This window comes from Nonomuraea sp. NPDC050153 (assembly GCF_044460125.1).
Classification (GTDB): Bacteria; Actinomycetota; Actinomycetes; order Streptosporangiales; family Streptosporangiaceae; genus Nonomuraea.
This window is the reverse complement of record NZ_JBITJQ010000003.1, coordinates 35,487-48,670: the sequence shown is the minus strand read 5'-3', so window position 1 is coordinate 48,670 and position 13,184 is coordinate 35,487. Positions and strand designations below refer to the sequence as shown.

Below are 13,184 nucleotides of genomic sequence, written 5' to 3'. Positions count from 1 at the left end.
TAACGATCTTATCTGGGCACACTAAAATACGATCCGATGCCAGTCAAGCAAAAGGGGACGGTCGAACGATTTGGATACGCTTCGCCCCATAGAAGAGTCTTCGCGTCAACTCGTCCCTCGAGTGAGTTGATATTGGCATGAGTAGCGCTCGACACGCAAGAGGTAAATTTCAGGACTTATCGCATGAAATGTACACATATACGACCAAGTCGACCTTCCTGGAGTGCGGAACCCATGAGCACTTCACAGGGACAACGCCAGCAAGGTGGCGTCAACTTTTGTTTAACGCTAGCCTGAAGCGTCAAACGGCCCCCCGTCTCACCTGGAGAAACCCCGCGATGACGCAGGACGGTGACGGCATCACCCGGGACCCTGAGGCATTCGGGGCTTGGCTCGGAAGACAGTTACGACGCAAGGGCATGAGCCAGTCGGATCTGGCCGCCGCGCTGGACGTGACCCGCGCCGCGGTATCGGCCTGGATCACCGGCAGGGCAACTCCGCGGATCGACAAGATCCAGGCGATCGAGGAGATCCTCGATCTGGCTGCCGGCGCCTCAGCCACACGAGACGAAACGCCCGAGTCCAACGGTTACGTCGGTTGGCACCACCGCTTGGCGCACACTGATGGTGGCCGAGAGCTGGGGAACGCGGCTGCCTTCGCCTTCGACTCTTCCTTGGCGATCACGGCAAGGGAAGCGACTCAGAACAGCCTGGACGAACGTTGGAACCGAACACGCCCGGTCCGGATGCGCTTCACCCTGCACGAGATCACCGGTGAACGCCTGCGCCGACTACAGGAGGCCCTCCGCTGGGACGACGTCGTCCCCCACATCGAGGCCGCCGGCGACCCGAAGCAGAAGGTCGGCCGCATGCTGGCCGATGGGCTCCGCGAGCTCCGGGAGACCGGCAAGCTGCTCCTGCTTCGCATCGACGACTACAACGCCAACGGCATGACCGGCCCGGAGTACGACGACGGGCGGTTCGCCGCCGTAGTCCGCAGGCAACTCGACAGCCACAAGAAGGGCACCGCTGGCGGCTCGTTCGGCCTGGGAAAAGCCACCATCTGGGGAGCCAGCCGATTCGGCCTGGTCGTCGTGAACAGCACTCTCTCGGAATCGCATGAGGACCTGCGCGAACGCCGCATGATCGGTCGCATCGATCTGCCCTGGCACGAGCTGAACGGCGTCCAATACGCCGGACCGGCCTGGCTCGGCAGCCGCGACCCCATGCGTGAGTCTGCCGCCCGATCCTGGTGGGCCGGTGAGCGCACAGTCGAAGAGCTGTATCTCACACGTGGCAGCACCGACCCTGGGACGAGCTTCCTGATCGTCGGCGCACACGACCCGTCCGGTGAAGCAACCACTCTGGAAGAGATGCACACGATCCTCGTACGTGGTCTGGCCTCGGACTTCTGGGCGTCTATGGTTGCGGGCCGTGGCCAGGCCCCCATGCTGGAAGCCTCAGTGGAGGCGCTCTGCGATGGGCAGGTGGTCGTGGCCGAGGAGCGAGTGGACCCGTACCGCTACGAGCCCGCGAGGGCCCGTGCCGTACGGGCATTCCTTGATCGAACCACCGTATCTCAGCTCACCAAGGCCGATGACGTCATCGAACTGTCCGTGCCGTTGACCGTGCCACCGCGCAAAATCGAGGCTGATGACCGCCCGATCGAACATCGCGCGGTGCTGCTGGTGACGCCGGCGACCGATGGCGACCAGAAGCCCAATCGGCTGGTCGGCATGCGCAGCACCAGAATGACCGTGTTGGATCGGCCGGTCACCGGAGTGTCCCTAGGCTCGCCCCTATTCCAGGCCGTACTACTTGCCGGAACCGCCACTGGGGCAGGGCTGCAGGCAGAGGAGGCTGCCGAGGCGTTTCTTCGGGCCGCCGAGCCGCCCGAACACAACGACTGGAAGCCCACCGAAGACCTGACCTCGACCTATGCGCGGGGCGCCACCACCAGACTGAAGGAGTTCCGGAAAACGATCCTCGCCATGGTTCGGGGCGCTGTGAAACCCGCCGAACCCGTCGAGCAGGAGGACATCCCCACCATCCTGCGTGACTTGACCAACCTCGACCCCACGCCGCTGCCCCGCACCAAGGGCTATCCGACCGTCAAGAGCGCGACTGGCGAGGTAGACGAAAATGGCGCTTGGCGGATCAGGGTCGAGATCAGGCTTCCCGAGCGGGAAGATGCCTGGGTGCTCCGCCCGTTGCTACGGTTCGCCACCCGATCCGGCCCCAAACCCGAAGCGCGCTGGTCCGAGCTCTCCGCCGAGTCGAACTGCGAGGTGAGCGGCGATGTACTGCTCTGCGTCGCCCGGGAACGATCCGCGGTCTTCACGGGCGTGAGCGATGTGGCCAGTCACCCCGTGGCCGGTCAATTGGCGATCGCCGAGGTTGACCTGGCCCAAGCCAAGGACGCCAGCCGATGAAGCAGATCATGCCCTATCCGGTGCTGGCCGGCGAGGTCACCATGACCGTGCGCGAGGTTCGGCTCGACGATGTGGCGTTGCCATACGGAATGATCTCCGAACCGGATCGGACGGTTGCGCTGCATCTGCTCGATCGGGAGGACTGGAATCTCGTACGGCTGAGGCTCCAGGTGAGTGCGCCGCGACACGAGTTGGACACCGGTCCTTGGTTCAGCCTCGCCTTCCTCGTCACGGCGTCGGAACGGCGTACCAACACACATTCGGCCGTGAAGCTCATGATGGGACAGCCCTGCGAGTGGGCCGGTGAGGTCGAGCTCCATCGTGATGACCATTTCGGCCGCGTCCAGGTCTCCGGTCAGCTTGTGGCGACAGTGGACGATGTACCTGGACGGGTAATCGCGACCGTCGCACAACCATGGACCGTGGATCTCCGCGCTCGGGTGGCGACACAGAGGGAGTCCATTCGGACGCGTTGGGTCGACTTCGCCAACGATCCGCAACTGACCTGGTGCAAGACCGACCCCTGGGCGGTGACCGTTACCGACGAGGCGGCCATGCTGAACCTCAACAGTGGATTTGACGGGCTGCGTGCCGTGCTCGAAAGTCCCAAAGCCGCGGAGCGGCCCATGCGCGAAGCGCTGGCGGCGCAGATCGCGGTGGACGTGTGGACCGTACTCTTCAACGAGGCGGCTCATCATGTCGACGGCCACGAGTGGCCGGAAGGTTGGCGTGGTCTGGTGCTCCGCCGCATGCTTCCCGATCTCTTCCCCGATCATTCGCTGGACGACGCGCTCCGGGAGATCGTCAACCGGGGCGTGGGCGGGATCCAAACGCGGGTGCTGCATGCCGCTGCCAAACAGGCGCGGATGCCGCGGAGCCTGGGTGGCTTCATTCGATCACTGCAGAAGATCGAACCGGAGGACGAGTGAACACGACTTTGAGCTTGTTGCCTGACGAGGCGGCCGCGACGTTCCTCACCACCGGTGTGCTGGAGAACAGCGAGCCGCTGCCGTCCGCCGCGATCGACCAGATGTCCGAACCTGCCCGGTGGGAGGCAGAGCCGGTACGACAGCTTCTCGACGAAGCGATGAAGCGCTTCACGCCGGCCGAGCGGACCTCGGCCGACACATGGCTGGCACCGGTCCTGCACTCGACGTTGCGATTGACCCGTCGCGAGGCCTCGGACTCCCGGATCTGGAACTATCTGACCCTAGGGCTCGCACCGGATTATGTCTACTGGCGGCACCTGAGTCGCGGGAATCCTCCAACGGTGTCCCGGACTCGGTTTTCCGGCCCGTTCCATTCACAGGCCTTTGCCCGGTTGTGGTGGGCGGCCGAACTGTTCCGAGATGGACCGGATTATGCGCCGGTCGTAGTGGCCTGCGGTAATCAGGATGTATTGAACACGGTGCTGAGGCTCGACGTCATCCTCCACCGGCCGACCGCTCAAGCCATCATTCGACTGCTCACCACAGACGTCATCCGTACCGGGCGGCAGGTCAACGCGCTGGCCCAGGCGGTGAATACCGCAGGCAGCACACTGTCCTATGAGGCGCGCGCGCCGGACGCCCCCAGAGACATGGACGCCTATCGTGACTGGATCGAGGAGTTGACGGGTGTCCTGGTGCCTTATGACTCTTTGCCGATCGGCCCTCCGGATGGGCGGGCCCGGTCCGCGTCGGTGGACACCCTGGCCACGCTCTTCAAGCAACTCTTCACCGAAATCCCGAGCACCAAAGACATGCCGGAATAGTTCTGGGGCGTTTGATTCACAGGCGGGATCACATATTCTCGGCAACCTGGATCAAGGAGGCGTACGCATGGGCGGACGGTTCACCAGCCTGGAGATCGGTGCCGGGGTCGGTGGACAAGCTCTCGGCCTGGAACGGGCGGGATTCGATCCAGTTGTCGTGATCGACAATGATCCGCACCCCTGTCGAACGCTGCGCGCCAACCGTCCGGGTTGGAACGTCTTGGAAATGGACTTCAAGGACTTCGTCGGAGCTGACTATCGGATCTCGACCGTCGATCTTTTGTCCGGCGGTGTCCCGTCGACTCCATACTCCATAGCCGGCAAGCAGGAAGGCACCAGAGACGAACGCGACCTGCTGACGGCGGCGGTCTATCTGGCGATAGAGCTGCAGCCTCGCGCGATCCTGCTGGAGACAACGCCATCACTGCTGTCGCCGAAGTTCGTAAAGGTGCGCGAGGAGGTCGAGGCGGAGCTGAAGCACCTCGATTACTCCTGGGAATGGAATGTTCTGGATGCCCAAAACTTCGGCGTGCCGCAGACCAGGCGTAGCTGCTTGGTGGTGGCCATGCGGCCAGACGACTTCGCTCGCTTCGAGTGGCCTTCGCCGACTCAGCAGGCCGGCGCCACGGTCGGAGAGGTTCTCCGGGACTCCATGGCGAGCAAGGGCTGGCCCTTCGCGGATGCCTGGGCATTGTTGGCCAACCGCATCGCACCGACGATCGTGGGCGGATCGAAGAATCACGGCGGAGCCGACCTCGGCCCCACCCGGACCAAGCGGCAGTGGATGGAACTGGCCGTGAACGCCCACAGCCTGGGAGATGACGTCCCTGGTGAGGACTTCTTCTTTGACCCGGACCTCGGCCGGGACGGCGTGCCCAAGTTGACCGTCGAGCAGGTGATGAAGCTTCAGGGATTACCGGACGATTGGATCGTCACCGGGGGCAAGACCGCGCGTTATAAACAGGTCGCCCAGGCATTCCCTCCCCCACTCGCCGAGGCCGTGGGCCATCGAATCGTGGCAGCGCTGACCCCGCCGGCCTCGGTAAGGTGAAGCTCATGACCTCCCGCACCACCAGCCCCATCAACATCGTTGACCTCTTTGCGGGGTGTGGGGGTCTCAGTCAAGGATTCCACGCGTTCAAGCCAGGCGCTTTCTGTACTGTCGGCGCGGTGGAATCGGACATCGCGGCGGCTTCCACCTATGCGGCGAACTTCGCCGAAGAAGCCGGCGGAACCGGCCACATCTACGCCGGGGACATTGCCACATGGGACCCCAAGAACGTGGGTTCCACCGTGGATGTGATCCTCGGTGGCCCTCCCTGCCAGGGCTTCTCCGGACTGGGCAAGGAGGATCCGAACGACCCGCGGAACAAGCTCTGGAAGGAGTACGTCCGGGTGGTCCTCGCACTCCAGCCCAAGATCTTTGTTATCGAGAACGTGGACCGGTTTTTGCGATCGCGCGAGTACGAGTTGCTCAAAGCCTCCACCGGCCAGGATGGCAAGCTTCGGGACTACGTCTTGCGGACGAAGCTCCTCAACGCGGCCGACTACGGAGTGCCCCAGACCCGCAGACGTGTGATCGTCCTGGCCACACACCGAGATCTCACCGAGTCCCATCCTTCTGGCAAGCCTCTTGAGCACCCTCGATCGACCCATCGGAAGCCGGATAAGAAGGACGACGAGGGCGCGCTTTTCCCCCACATGAAGGACTGGACCCCCTCCAGCACGGTCTTCAGCATGACCCACCCGGAAACCCAGACCACCGAACTCCCCGATCGGACCTGCGACCTCCTCGGCAAGACCCTGCCCGGCACCTTCCGCACCACTGACCTCCACATCGGGCGCAATCCAACGGAACGCTCACGCAAGCGCTACGAGGCGATCCCAGAAGGCGGAAACCGCCACTCCCTGCCGGAAGAGCTGTCGACCCCGAACTGGATCAACCACCGGAGCGGCTCCGGCGACGTCATGGGGCGCCTCTGGTGGGACCGGCCCTCGGTGACGATCCGCACCGAGTTCTACAAGCCCGAGAAGGGCCGCTACCTTCACCCCAAGGCCGACCGCCCGATCACTCACCTCGAAGCCGCCCTCCTCCAGGGCTTTCCAGACCACTACAAGTGGGTCGGCAGCAAGATCCAGATCGCCCGCCAAATCGGCAATGCCGTACCCGTTGACCTCGCGAAGGCGATCGCTGAGAACTTATACCGTTATCTGCACGCTAGCAGTAGTTCGTTGGATCAAGGCGGTTGGTAGGGACATAGGCCATGGCCTGCGTGAATGACGTCGATTAGCGCTGGTAGGTCAGCGCATGGCGGTGCTTTTGACTGTGCTCGCCACCAACGTTTGAGTGTAGTGGCCGAGGTCAGCAGGATACGGACCGCGCGGAGCGTGTAGGTCCAGCTCGAGGCCGGTGACGTACCGGCTGGATGTGAATCGCTGTCTCCCGCTGGATCGGAAGAAGAGACCGAGTTCGAGATCAGTCAATGGGCTCGGCATCTACCGGAAATCGATCCTGGCACGGTTGGTTATTACGGTCAGATCAGCAGCGCCGACAACGCGCCGACGCTGATTCTTGACGCCCCTAACCCCAAGAAGACGAAGGCCTGAGCCGATGGCCACGATGGTGCGCAGCCCGCTGCATGAGGCGCTCCAAACACCGTTCGCGCGGCCGGTCCGATGATCGAGCCGATCGACGTCGACCGGTCATGCCCGAGGTTCCGTACCGGCAAGGTCTGGACCGGGCCGGCTGCCAAGCAACTCGACGCCCCGCTCACCCAGTTCAGTGCTCGGCCTCGGGCCTCTGGGGCAGGCGATCATGGCCGAGATGCGCCAGATGCTGACCGTGCGCCGAGTGAGGTGACCGAGGAGGAAGCCGCCTCGATCAGGCGGCGTATGGGCTCGCCTGAGTCTCACGAATCGGTACCGTTGGGAGGCGAGACGAAGGAGCCGAGACCTCGGACGGCGTAGATGACGCCCTCCTCCTGAAGTCGCTGCAGAACCTTGCGAGCCGTGCCGCGAGCGATGCCGAACTCTTGCACGATCTGGTGCTCGCTGGGGACGGGCGTATCAACCGGGTAGTCGCCCGAGCTGATCCGCTCCTTGATGATGTTCGCCACCTGGACCCACTTGGGCTGGTTGAGACGCCACTCGATCACGAGCGAACGGTAGATAACCCTGCAGAACCGAAGATACCCATGGTTAACTCTAGCTCACCATGGTGAACCATGTGGACGTAGAGTACGATGACGGCGGCAATAGAGCCGTCGAGACGGCTTCTTCGGAAGAAGCGGAGGTCACGCGCATGAGCAAGCCTGCTAGGGACAACTCCAACCAAGTCTCCCCCCTCTGCGATACAAGGAAGAGAAGCACATCCGGCGACGAGCTCAACGCATTGCGCGCCGCGTTCCCCGCCTGGTCGCTCTTCCGGAGCGATGCGGGCGTGTTCTACGCGACCCGGCGCGGTGTCCACCTCCGTAACGCCGACATCGACAAGGGCCTGCGGCAGACGGTGAGCGCGGACGATGTGACGACGTTCGTATCACTGCTCGAAGACCAGACCCGGATGATGGTGAGATCGTGAGCGGTCCGGCGTCGCACTTCGACTATCACGGCCTGCATGTCGCGGCCAGGCAGGCGCAGGCCGTACGGGTGGACTGGACCCGAAGCCTGCCACGTGCCGATCGGTTGCGGATCCGCGAGCACACCTGCGCCTGCACGTACCCGATGTTCGAGCTGTGCACCGCAGCCGGGCTTTGGTTCATCCGGCGCCTCACCGACGAAGCCCCCGGGGTCATCATGGAGAGCGCCTGGGTGTCCGCCCGCGCAGCTCGGGATCTGTGGTTGCAGATCGTGACAGGTCAGGCGTGGTGACGCCGAGCACGGTGCGGAGGGCATCGATTAGAGAGCGTCGCTGACCGGCGATTCCATCACCAAGGACCGACGCCCCTCATGAACGCCGGCGTCGAGCGCCTTGATGACGCCAGACGCCAGACCGCGACATCGATCTTCGCTGCAGGAGGGAGTCACGGGCGATGAAGACCTTCACGGTGACCGTTGCCGGTACGGAACGATTCGACGGAGAGGCACCCTACACGTGGGTCGTGGAGGCGCCTGACGTGACGAGTGCCATGAATAGGGCCGTGGCCTACCACGCGCATTCGCAGGATCAGCGGTTGTGTGACCTAGAAATTGATCCTCTTCATACGTTCGAGGGTCCTCCTCCCGAGAACTGTGGATACCACTGGAACGACCTGCGGCCTGCTGTGTGACCCAGCGAGATCGCTTCGAGGCGATCTATGACGCCCCCTACCCGGCGATCCATCAATACGCCACCCGACGTACCAGTTGGGCAGGCATCGACCAAAGCCCACTTGCGTCTTCTATGAGGCCTTCGGCTCGTTTCTCAGCCGTCCGTGATGAGGCGGGCCAGGGGTGTGGTGGGTAGGGCGATCCAGCCTTCCGTACCCGCCGGGCCCGCCTGCTCTCCCGTCGGTACGGTGACCAGGCCGAGGGCGGCGGCGCGGGCGGCGAGGGCCGATACGACGGCGTCGGTGGCGTGGTCCGAGGCTCGGCAGAGCGGCTCGTGGTCGCCCAGGTCCAGCCACGGTGCCGCCTCCTGGAGCCGGTCGACGAGGTGGCCGAGCTCGGCGAGGTTGGCGGTGCGCTTGTATCCGCGGTGCGGCAGGCCCCACCGCTTCAGGCAGGCCGCCGGATAGACCTCCACGACGGCTCCGGTGCCGCGGCGGTCGACCGGGTGGTCCCGGCGGGCCAACTCGGCCAGCAGGGCGGCGCAGCGCATGGTGGCGTGGCCGATGCGGTCGGCCGACACGCTCAGCGGGGTCAGGCCGGTCTGCTCGTGCACAACCTGGTCGGTGACCCGCAGCGCCAGATCGCGGCGCCAGGCTCGGCCTGCCAGTCCCGGCGGCACCTGGACGTGACCGGTGCGGTGGGCGGTGACGAAGTCGACGAACCGGTCGGGCCAGCCGAGCGGGCAGTCGATCCCCGCCTTGCCCGCGGCCATGATCGCCTCGACGATCATCCCGTCGTCCGCCCCGGTCACCACCCTGACGAGCCGCGCACGGCCGGCCGACCAGTCGAGCCAGGCCACTGCGGTCCGCACCGCCTCCGCGGCGAGATCGATACCGACCGTCAACATCCCCTCACGATAGGGGACTTCTCCGATGTCGATGTCTGATCGGACCTCGGCATGTGAGCCGCGCTCGCTAACGGTCCCACAGCGCGCTGATCGGCAGCGCGGTCAGTCGATCGCCAAAGGCGAGTGATCGCCTCCCGGTGTAGAGCACGAACCCGTGGACGAACTGGTCCCCGAGAGAGTCTCTGAGGGTGATCAGGCCTTTGAAGTCCCTGAGGTCGACGGCGTCCGTGGCCTTCGCTTCCACTCCGATCACACGGCCGTTGGTTCGCTCGACCACCAGGTCGACCTCTGCCCCCTGGCTGACGCGCCAGTGGAACAGATTCAGCCGGAAGGGGGACCACGTCGCCTGCTTGGCCAGTTCGTTGGCGATAAAAGTCTCCACGAGCGCCCCACGAGCGGGTGCCACGCGCGCCCCCAGCCCTTCGGCGTCCACCGACAGCAGGTGCGCGGCCAGCCCGGTGTCGGTGATGTGCAACTTGGGGCGCCGCACGGCTCTGGCGTTGAGATTGCGCGACCATGCAGGCAGCGACTGCACCAGGAACACCGTTTCCAGCAGGCCAAGGTAGCGGCTGACCGTCGTGCGGTGTAGTCCGAGGTCGCTGCCGGTCTTAACGACGTTGAGCTCTTGAGCAGTGGAGGCTGCGGCGAGCCTCAGCAACTGTCCCAGATTGCTGGGCTCATCGATCTTCGCCATCTCGCGAATATCCGTGTCGATGATCGATTGCACGTAGGAGTCGTACCACTCGGCCCGCGCAATCTCAGATCGCATGGTTATGACTTCCGGGTAGAAGCCCCTGGCGATGAGGTTGAAGTAGTCCGCCCTGCCGCAGGAACTCTGCACCGTCGTCCTGAAGGACTCCGGCTCCTCGAACGCCCTCGTGAGAAAGGATGTGTCGCCCCCAGCCAGCTCCTGCTGCGCGAACGGCCAGACTTCGATGATGCCCGCTCGTCCGGCCAGGGACTCGCTGAGTGACGGGGTCGCCAGAAACCTGGTCGAACCAGCAAGGACGAATTGCCCGCGCCCCAGTGAACGGTCAACTGACGCCTTGATAGCCAGCACCAGATCGTCGCCACCTCGCTGGATCTCGTCGATCATCATCGGCCTCGGCCCATCAGAGACGAATACTTCCGGGTCAGCGCGTGCGGCGGCACGGAGTGTGCCATCGTCCAAGGTCAGGTACGTGCCGCCACGACAAGCCTCCAGCTGACGAAGCAAAGTGGTCTTTCCGGACTGGCGAGGCCCGTTGATGATCACAACTCTGAACGCGTCCAGGAATTCCACTGCATAATCAGCGATACGTCGGGCGATAAGATCCATCGCAGCCCCTTCTACCAGCGAGAGCGACATCCTACAGATAGTGGACCGACATTTCCCGGCCCATCTGACCGACATGCATGATAACGACGACCGACAGTTCAGAGAGCCTGAACTGACATTTGCGCAGCCAACGGCCTGCCACAGTCGGGCGCAGACCATCCACTGCTGGAGCTCAGCTCTCCCTGATCGCCGGGAGGCCGGCGAGGAGTGCCTTGAGCGCGCGGGTGAGGGTGGGGAGGAAGTCGGGGCAGTTCGCGGCGATGTCGGGGTCCTGGGCGTACAGTTCGGCGAGCGTGGGCGAGGGGTGCGCGATGGGATAGAGGATCCCGGCGAAGGCGGTGGCGACCGAAACCAGTTCCCTCCCTTCGCCGACCGTCAAACCCGTGGCCCGGGCGACCTGCGAGCCCAGGTCTGCGACGACGGCCAGGATGGCGTGTTTGAACGTGCGGGCCGCCTCGACGGACACGTTCTGCTCCAGGGTCGTCGCGGTCTCGCTGAGGAGGTCGCACAGGAGCGGCCGGTCCGCGAGCGTTTCCGCGAGGGCCGCCACGACATCGTCCGATGACGCTTCGAGGCGCGCGGTGACGGTCGCCGTGCCATCGTCCGGCGCGGCTTCGAGGCGGGTGGTGACGGCCTCTGCCCACTGGCGCCACTCCTCGGCGGCCAGGATGAGGTAGATCTCCTCGCGAGTCCCGAAATAGCGCATGATGTTGGACTTCGCCAGCCCGACGGCCTCCGCGACCGCGCCCAGGCTGACATTCCGGACACCTGAGGCGACGGCGAGATCTCGGGCGGCGGCGAGGATCGCCTCGCGCCGCTGTTGCTTGTGCTCCGGTCGCCTGGCCCGGACGAATGCCCGCTTCATGTCGCGCTCCAGCATAGGTGACCAGCGTTTAGAGTACGACGTTCTCTTGTTAAGGAAACACTGTTCTGTTAGCGTCGGCATCCTACGGAGGGGAGTACGCGTGTGACCGAGATACAGATGCGGGTGAACGGCGTGGCCCGGTCCCTCGACATCGAGCCATGGGTCAGCCTGCTCGACGCGCTACGCGACCACCTCGGGCTGACCGGTCCGAAAAAGGGCTGCGACCAGGGCGCGTGCGGCGCCTGCACGGTTCTCGCGGACGGCGTGCGGATCAACGCGTGCCTGGCCCTGGCCGTGCAGTACGCGGACAAGGAGATCACCACGATCGAGGGGATCGCGAAGGGCGAGGAGGGCACGCACCCGTTGCAGGAGGCGTTCGTCCGCCATGACGGGTTCCAGTGTGGTTACTGCACCTCGGGCCAGATCTGCTCGGCTGTCGCGATGCTGGCCGAGCACGCGGCCGGCATGCCCAGTGTCGTGACCCCCACGACGGAGCGCATCGAGCTGACCGACGACGAGATCAGGGAGCGCATGAGCGGGAACCTGTGCCGGTGCGGTGCCTACAACGGCATCCTCGACGCCATCAGGGACGTCGCCGCCCAGGAGGCGCCATGAGACCGTTCGCGTACGTGAAGCCGCTCGACGTCGCCGAGGCCCTGGAGGCCGCCGGCCCCGCCGCGAAGTTCCTGGGCGGGGGCACGAATCTGGTCGACCTCATGCGCGAGGGCATCGAACGTCCGGAAAAGGTGGTCGACCTCACCGGCCTGCCGCTGGACGAAGTGGACGAGCTGCCGGGCGGCGGCCTGCGGATCGGCGCGCTGGTACGCAACAGCGCGCTGGCCGCCGACCGCCGCGTGCGCGCCCGCTACCCGGTCCTGTCGCAGGCCGTGCTCGCCGGCGCCTCGCCCCAGCTGCGCAACATGGCCACCGTCGGCGGCAACCTGCTGCAGCGCACCCGCTGCCCGTACTTCTACGACCAGGCGCACGCCTGCAACAAGCGCGAGCCGGGCAGCGGCTGCGACGCGCTCGGCGGGTTCACCCGCGGGCACGCGGTCCTGGGCGTGAGCGGGAGCTGCATCGCCACGCATCCGTCCGACATGTGCGTGGCGCTGGCCGCCCTGGACGCCACGGTCGAGGTGCGGAGCGTGCGCGGCACGCGGCGGATCCCCCTGGGGGACTTCCACCTGCTGCCGGGTGACACGCCGCAGGTCGAGACCGCGCTGGCCGGCGACGAGCTGGTCACGGCGGTCGAGCTGCCGCCCGCGCCGGTCGCGGCCAACTCCCGTTACCGCAAGGTGCGGGACCGGGCGTCGTACGCGTTCGCCCTGGTCTCGGTGGCGGCGGCACTGGAAGTGCGGGACGGCACCGTGACGGCGGCCCGCCTGGCGCTGGGCGGCGTCGCGACCAAGCCATGGCGGGCCCATGAGGCGGAGCGGGTCCTGGTCGGCGGCCCGGCGACCGAGGAGGCGTTCGGCCGCGCGGCCGAGGCCGAGCTGGCGCCCGCGACCGTCCAGCCGGGCAACGCGTTCAAGGTGGAGCTGGCCAGGACCACGATCGTGGCGACGCTGAGGGAGCTGGCTTGAGAACCAAGACGCCGAGGGAGCCGGCATGAGAACCAAGACGCCGAGGGAGCTGGCATGAGCATCAAGACGCTGAGGGAG

The 13,184-nt window shown here is 65.3% G+C and carries 13 protein-coding genes; 9 read left to right on the top strand and 4 right to left on the bottom strand.

The annotated features are described in order from the left end of the window. Positions 1–338: 338 nt before the first annotated feature. The 5 genes from ACIBQ1_RS08500 (at position 339) to ACIBQ1_RS08480 (ending at position 6,438) form a co-directional block, all read left to right on the top strand. Positions 339–2,432 carry a helix-turn-helix domain-containing protein gene (locus ACIBQ1_RS08500; RefSeq protein WP_397275635.1) on the top strand — a complete coding sequence of 698 codons (2,094 nt, stop codon included), beginning with the start codon at positions 339–341 and terminating at the stop codon, positions 2,430–2,432. Then, positions 2,429–3,361 (top strand): hypothetical protein, encoded by a 933-nt coding sequence (locus ACIBQ1_RS08495; RefSeq protein WP_397275634.1) that lies wholly within the window; start codon positions 2,429–2,431, stop codon positions 3,359–3,361. Before ACIBQ1_RS08500 ends, ACIBQ1_RS08495 begins: the two co-directional genes overlap by 4 nt. Next, positions 3,358–4,185, top strand: a complete 828-nt coding sequence (locus ACIBQ1_RS08490) for a DUF6339 family protein (protein ID WP_397275632.1) — start codon at positions 3,358–3,360, stop codon at positions 4,183–4,185. Before ACIBQ1_RS08495 ends, ACIBQ1_RS08490 begins: the two co-directional genes overlap by 4 nt. Positions 4,186–4,252: 67 nt before the next feature. Further along, the gene (locus ACIBQ1_RS08485; RefSeq protein ID WP_397275630.1) at positions 4,253–5,236 is read left to right on the top strand and encodes a DNA cytosine methyltransferase; all 984 of its coding nucleotides are present in this window, start codon (positions 4,253–4,255) and stop codon (positions 5,234–5,236) included. A 5-nt stretch (positions 5,237–5,241) separates the two neighbouring features. Then, on the top strand, positions 5,242–6,438 hold the full coding sequence (locus ACIBQ1_RS08480) for a DNA cytosine methyltransferase (protein WP_397275629.1): 1,197 nt from the start codon (positions 5,242–5,244) through the stop codon (positions 6,436–6,438). Between the two features lie 656 nt (positions 6,439–7,094). Here the strand turns inward: ACIBQ1_RS08480 and ACIBQ1_RS08475 are convergent. After that, complete coding sequence (locus ACIBQ1_RS08475) at positions 7,095–7,340, bottom strand: GntR family transcriptional regulator (RefSeq protein WP_397275627.1); 246 nt, start codon at positions 7,338–7,340, stop codon at positions 7,095–7,097. 71 nt (positions 7,341–7,411) lie between these two features. Between ACIBQ1_RS08475 and ACIBQ1_RS08470 the strand changes: the two genes are divergently transcribed. Both ACIBQ1_RS08470 and ACIBQ1_RS08465 read left to right on the top strand, forming a co-directional pair. Continuing rightward, positions 7,412–7,765 carry a hypothetical protein gene (locus ACIBQ1_RS08470; protein WP_397275626.1) on the top strand — a complete coding sequence of 118 codons (354 nt, stop codon included), beginning with the start codon at positions 7,412–7,414 and terminating at the stop codon, positions 7,763–7,765. Further along, entirely contained in the window at positions 7,762–8,055 is a 294-nt protein-coding gene (locus ACIBQ1_RS08465; RefSeq protein WP_397275624.1) for a hypothetical protein, read from the top strand. Before ACIBQ1_RS08470 ends, ACIBQ1_RS08465 begins: the two co-directional genes overlap by 4 nt. Positions 8,056–8,587: 532 nt before the next feature. Here the strand turns inward: ACIBQ1_RS08465 and ACIBQ1_RS08460 are convergent. From ACIBQ1_RS08460 to ACIBQ1_RS08450, 3 genes are all read right to left on the bottom strand, one after another. After that, positions 8,588–9,340, bottom strand: a complete 753-nt coding sequence (locus ACIBQ1_RS08460; RefSeq protein WP_397275622.1) for a DUF429 domain-containing protein — start codon at positions 9,338–9,340, stop codon at positions 8,588–8,590. 67 nt (positions 9,341–9,407) lie between these two features. After that, on the bottom strand, positions 9,408–10,688 hold the full coding sequence (locus tag ACIBQ1_RS08455; RefSeq protein WP_397275620.1) for an ATP-binding protein: 1,281 nt from the start codon (positions 10,686–10,688) through the stop codon (positions 9,408–9,410). A gap of 142 nt (positions 10,689–10,830) precedes the next feature. Next, entirely contained in the window at positions 10,831–11,523 is a 693-nt protein-coding gene (locus ACIBQ1_RS08450) for a TetR/AcrR family transcriptional regulator (protein WP_397275619.1), read from the bottom strand. A gap of 117 nt (positions 11,524–11,640) precedes the next feature. Between ACIBQ1_RS08450 and ACIBQ1_RS08445 the strand changes: the two genes are divergently transcribed. Both ACIBQ1_RS08445 and ACIBQ1_RS08440 read left to right on the top strand, forming a co-directional pair. Further along, positions 11,641–12,138: a (2Fe-2S)-binding protein gene (locus ACIBQ1_RS08445; protein ID WP_397276732.1), complete on the top strand. Its 498-nt coding sequence runs from the start codon at positions 11,641–11,643 to the stop codon at positions 12,136–12,138. Further along, entirely contained in the window at positions 12,135–13,106 is a 972-nt protein-coding gene (locus ACIBQ1_RS08440; protein WP_397275617.1) for an FAD binding domain-containing protein, read from the top strand. Before ACIBQ1_RS08445 ends, ACIBQ1_RS08440 begins: the two co-directional genes overlap by 4 nt. Positions 13,107–13,184 lie beyond the last annotated feature (78 nt).

Excerpts from the sequence above, each read along its gene's own strand:
- ACIBQ1_RS08450 (WP_397275619.1), bottom strand. The coding sequence starts at position 11,523 with ATGAAGCGGGCATTCGTCCGGGCCAGGCGACCGGAGCACAAGCAACAG.
- ACIBQ1_RS08440 (WP_397275617.1), top strand. The coding sequence starts at position 12,135 with ATGAGACCGTTCGCGTACGTGAAGCCGCTCGACGTCGCCGAGGCCCTG.
- ACIBQ1_RS08500 (WP_397275635.1), top strand. The coding sequence starts at position 339 with ATGACGCAGGACGGTGACGGCATCACCCGGGACCCTGAGGCATTCGGG.
- ACIBQ1_RS08460 (WP_397275622.1), bottom strand. The coding sequence starts at position 9,340 with ATGTTGACGGTCGGTATCGATCTCGCCGCGGAGGCGGTGCGGACCGCA.
- ACIBQ1_RS08495 (WP_397275634.1), top strand. The coding sequence starts at position 2,429 with ATGAAGCAGATCATGCCCTATCCGGTGCTGGCCGGCGAGGTCACCATG.
- ACIBQ1_RS08455 (WP_397275620.1), bottom strand. The coding sequence starts at position 10,688 with ATGTCGCTCTCGCTGGTAGAAGGGGCTGCGATGGATCTTATCGCCCGA.
- ACIBQ1_RS08480 (WP_397275629.1), top strand. The coding sequence starts at position 5,242 with ATGACCTCCCGCACCACCAGCCCCATCAACATCGTTGACCTCTTTGCG.
- ACIBQ1_RS08485 (WP_397275630.1), top strand. The coding sequence starts at position 4,253 with ATGGGCGGACGGTTCACCAGCCTGGAGATCGGTGCCGGGGTCGGTGGA.
- ACIBQ1_RS08445 (WP_397276732.1), top strand. The coding sequence starts at position 11,641 with ATGCGGGTGAACGGCGTGGCCCGGTCCCTCGACATCGAGCCATGGGTC.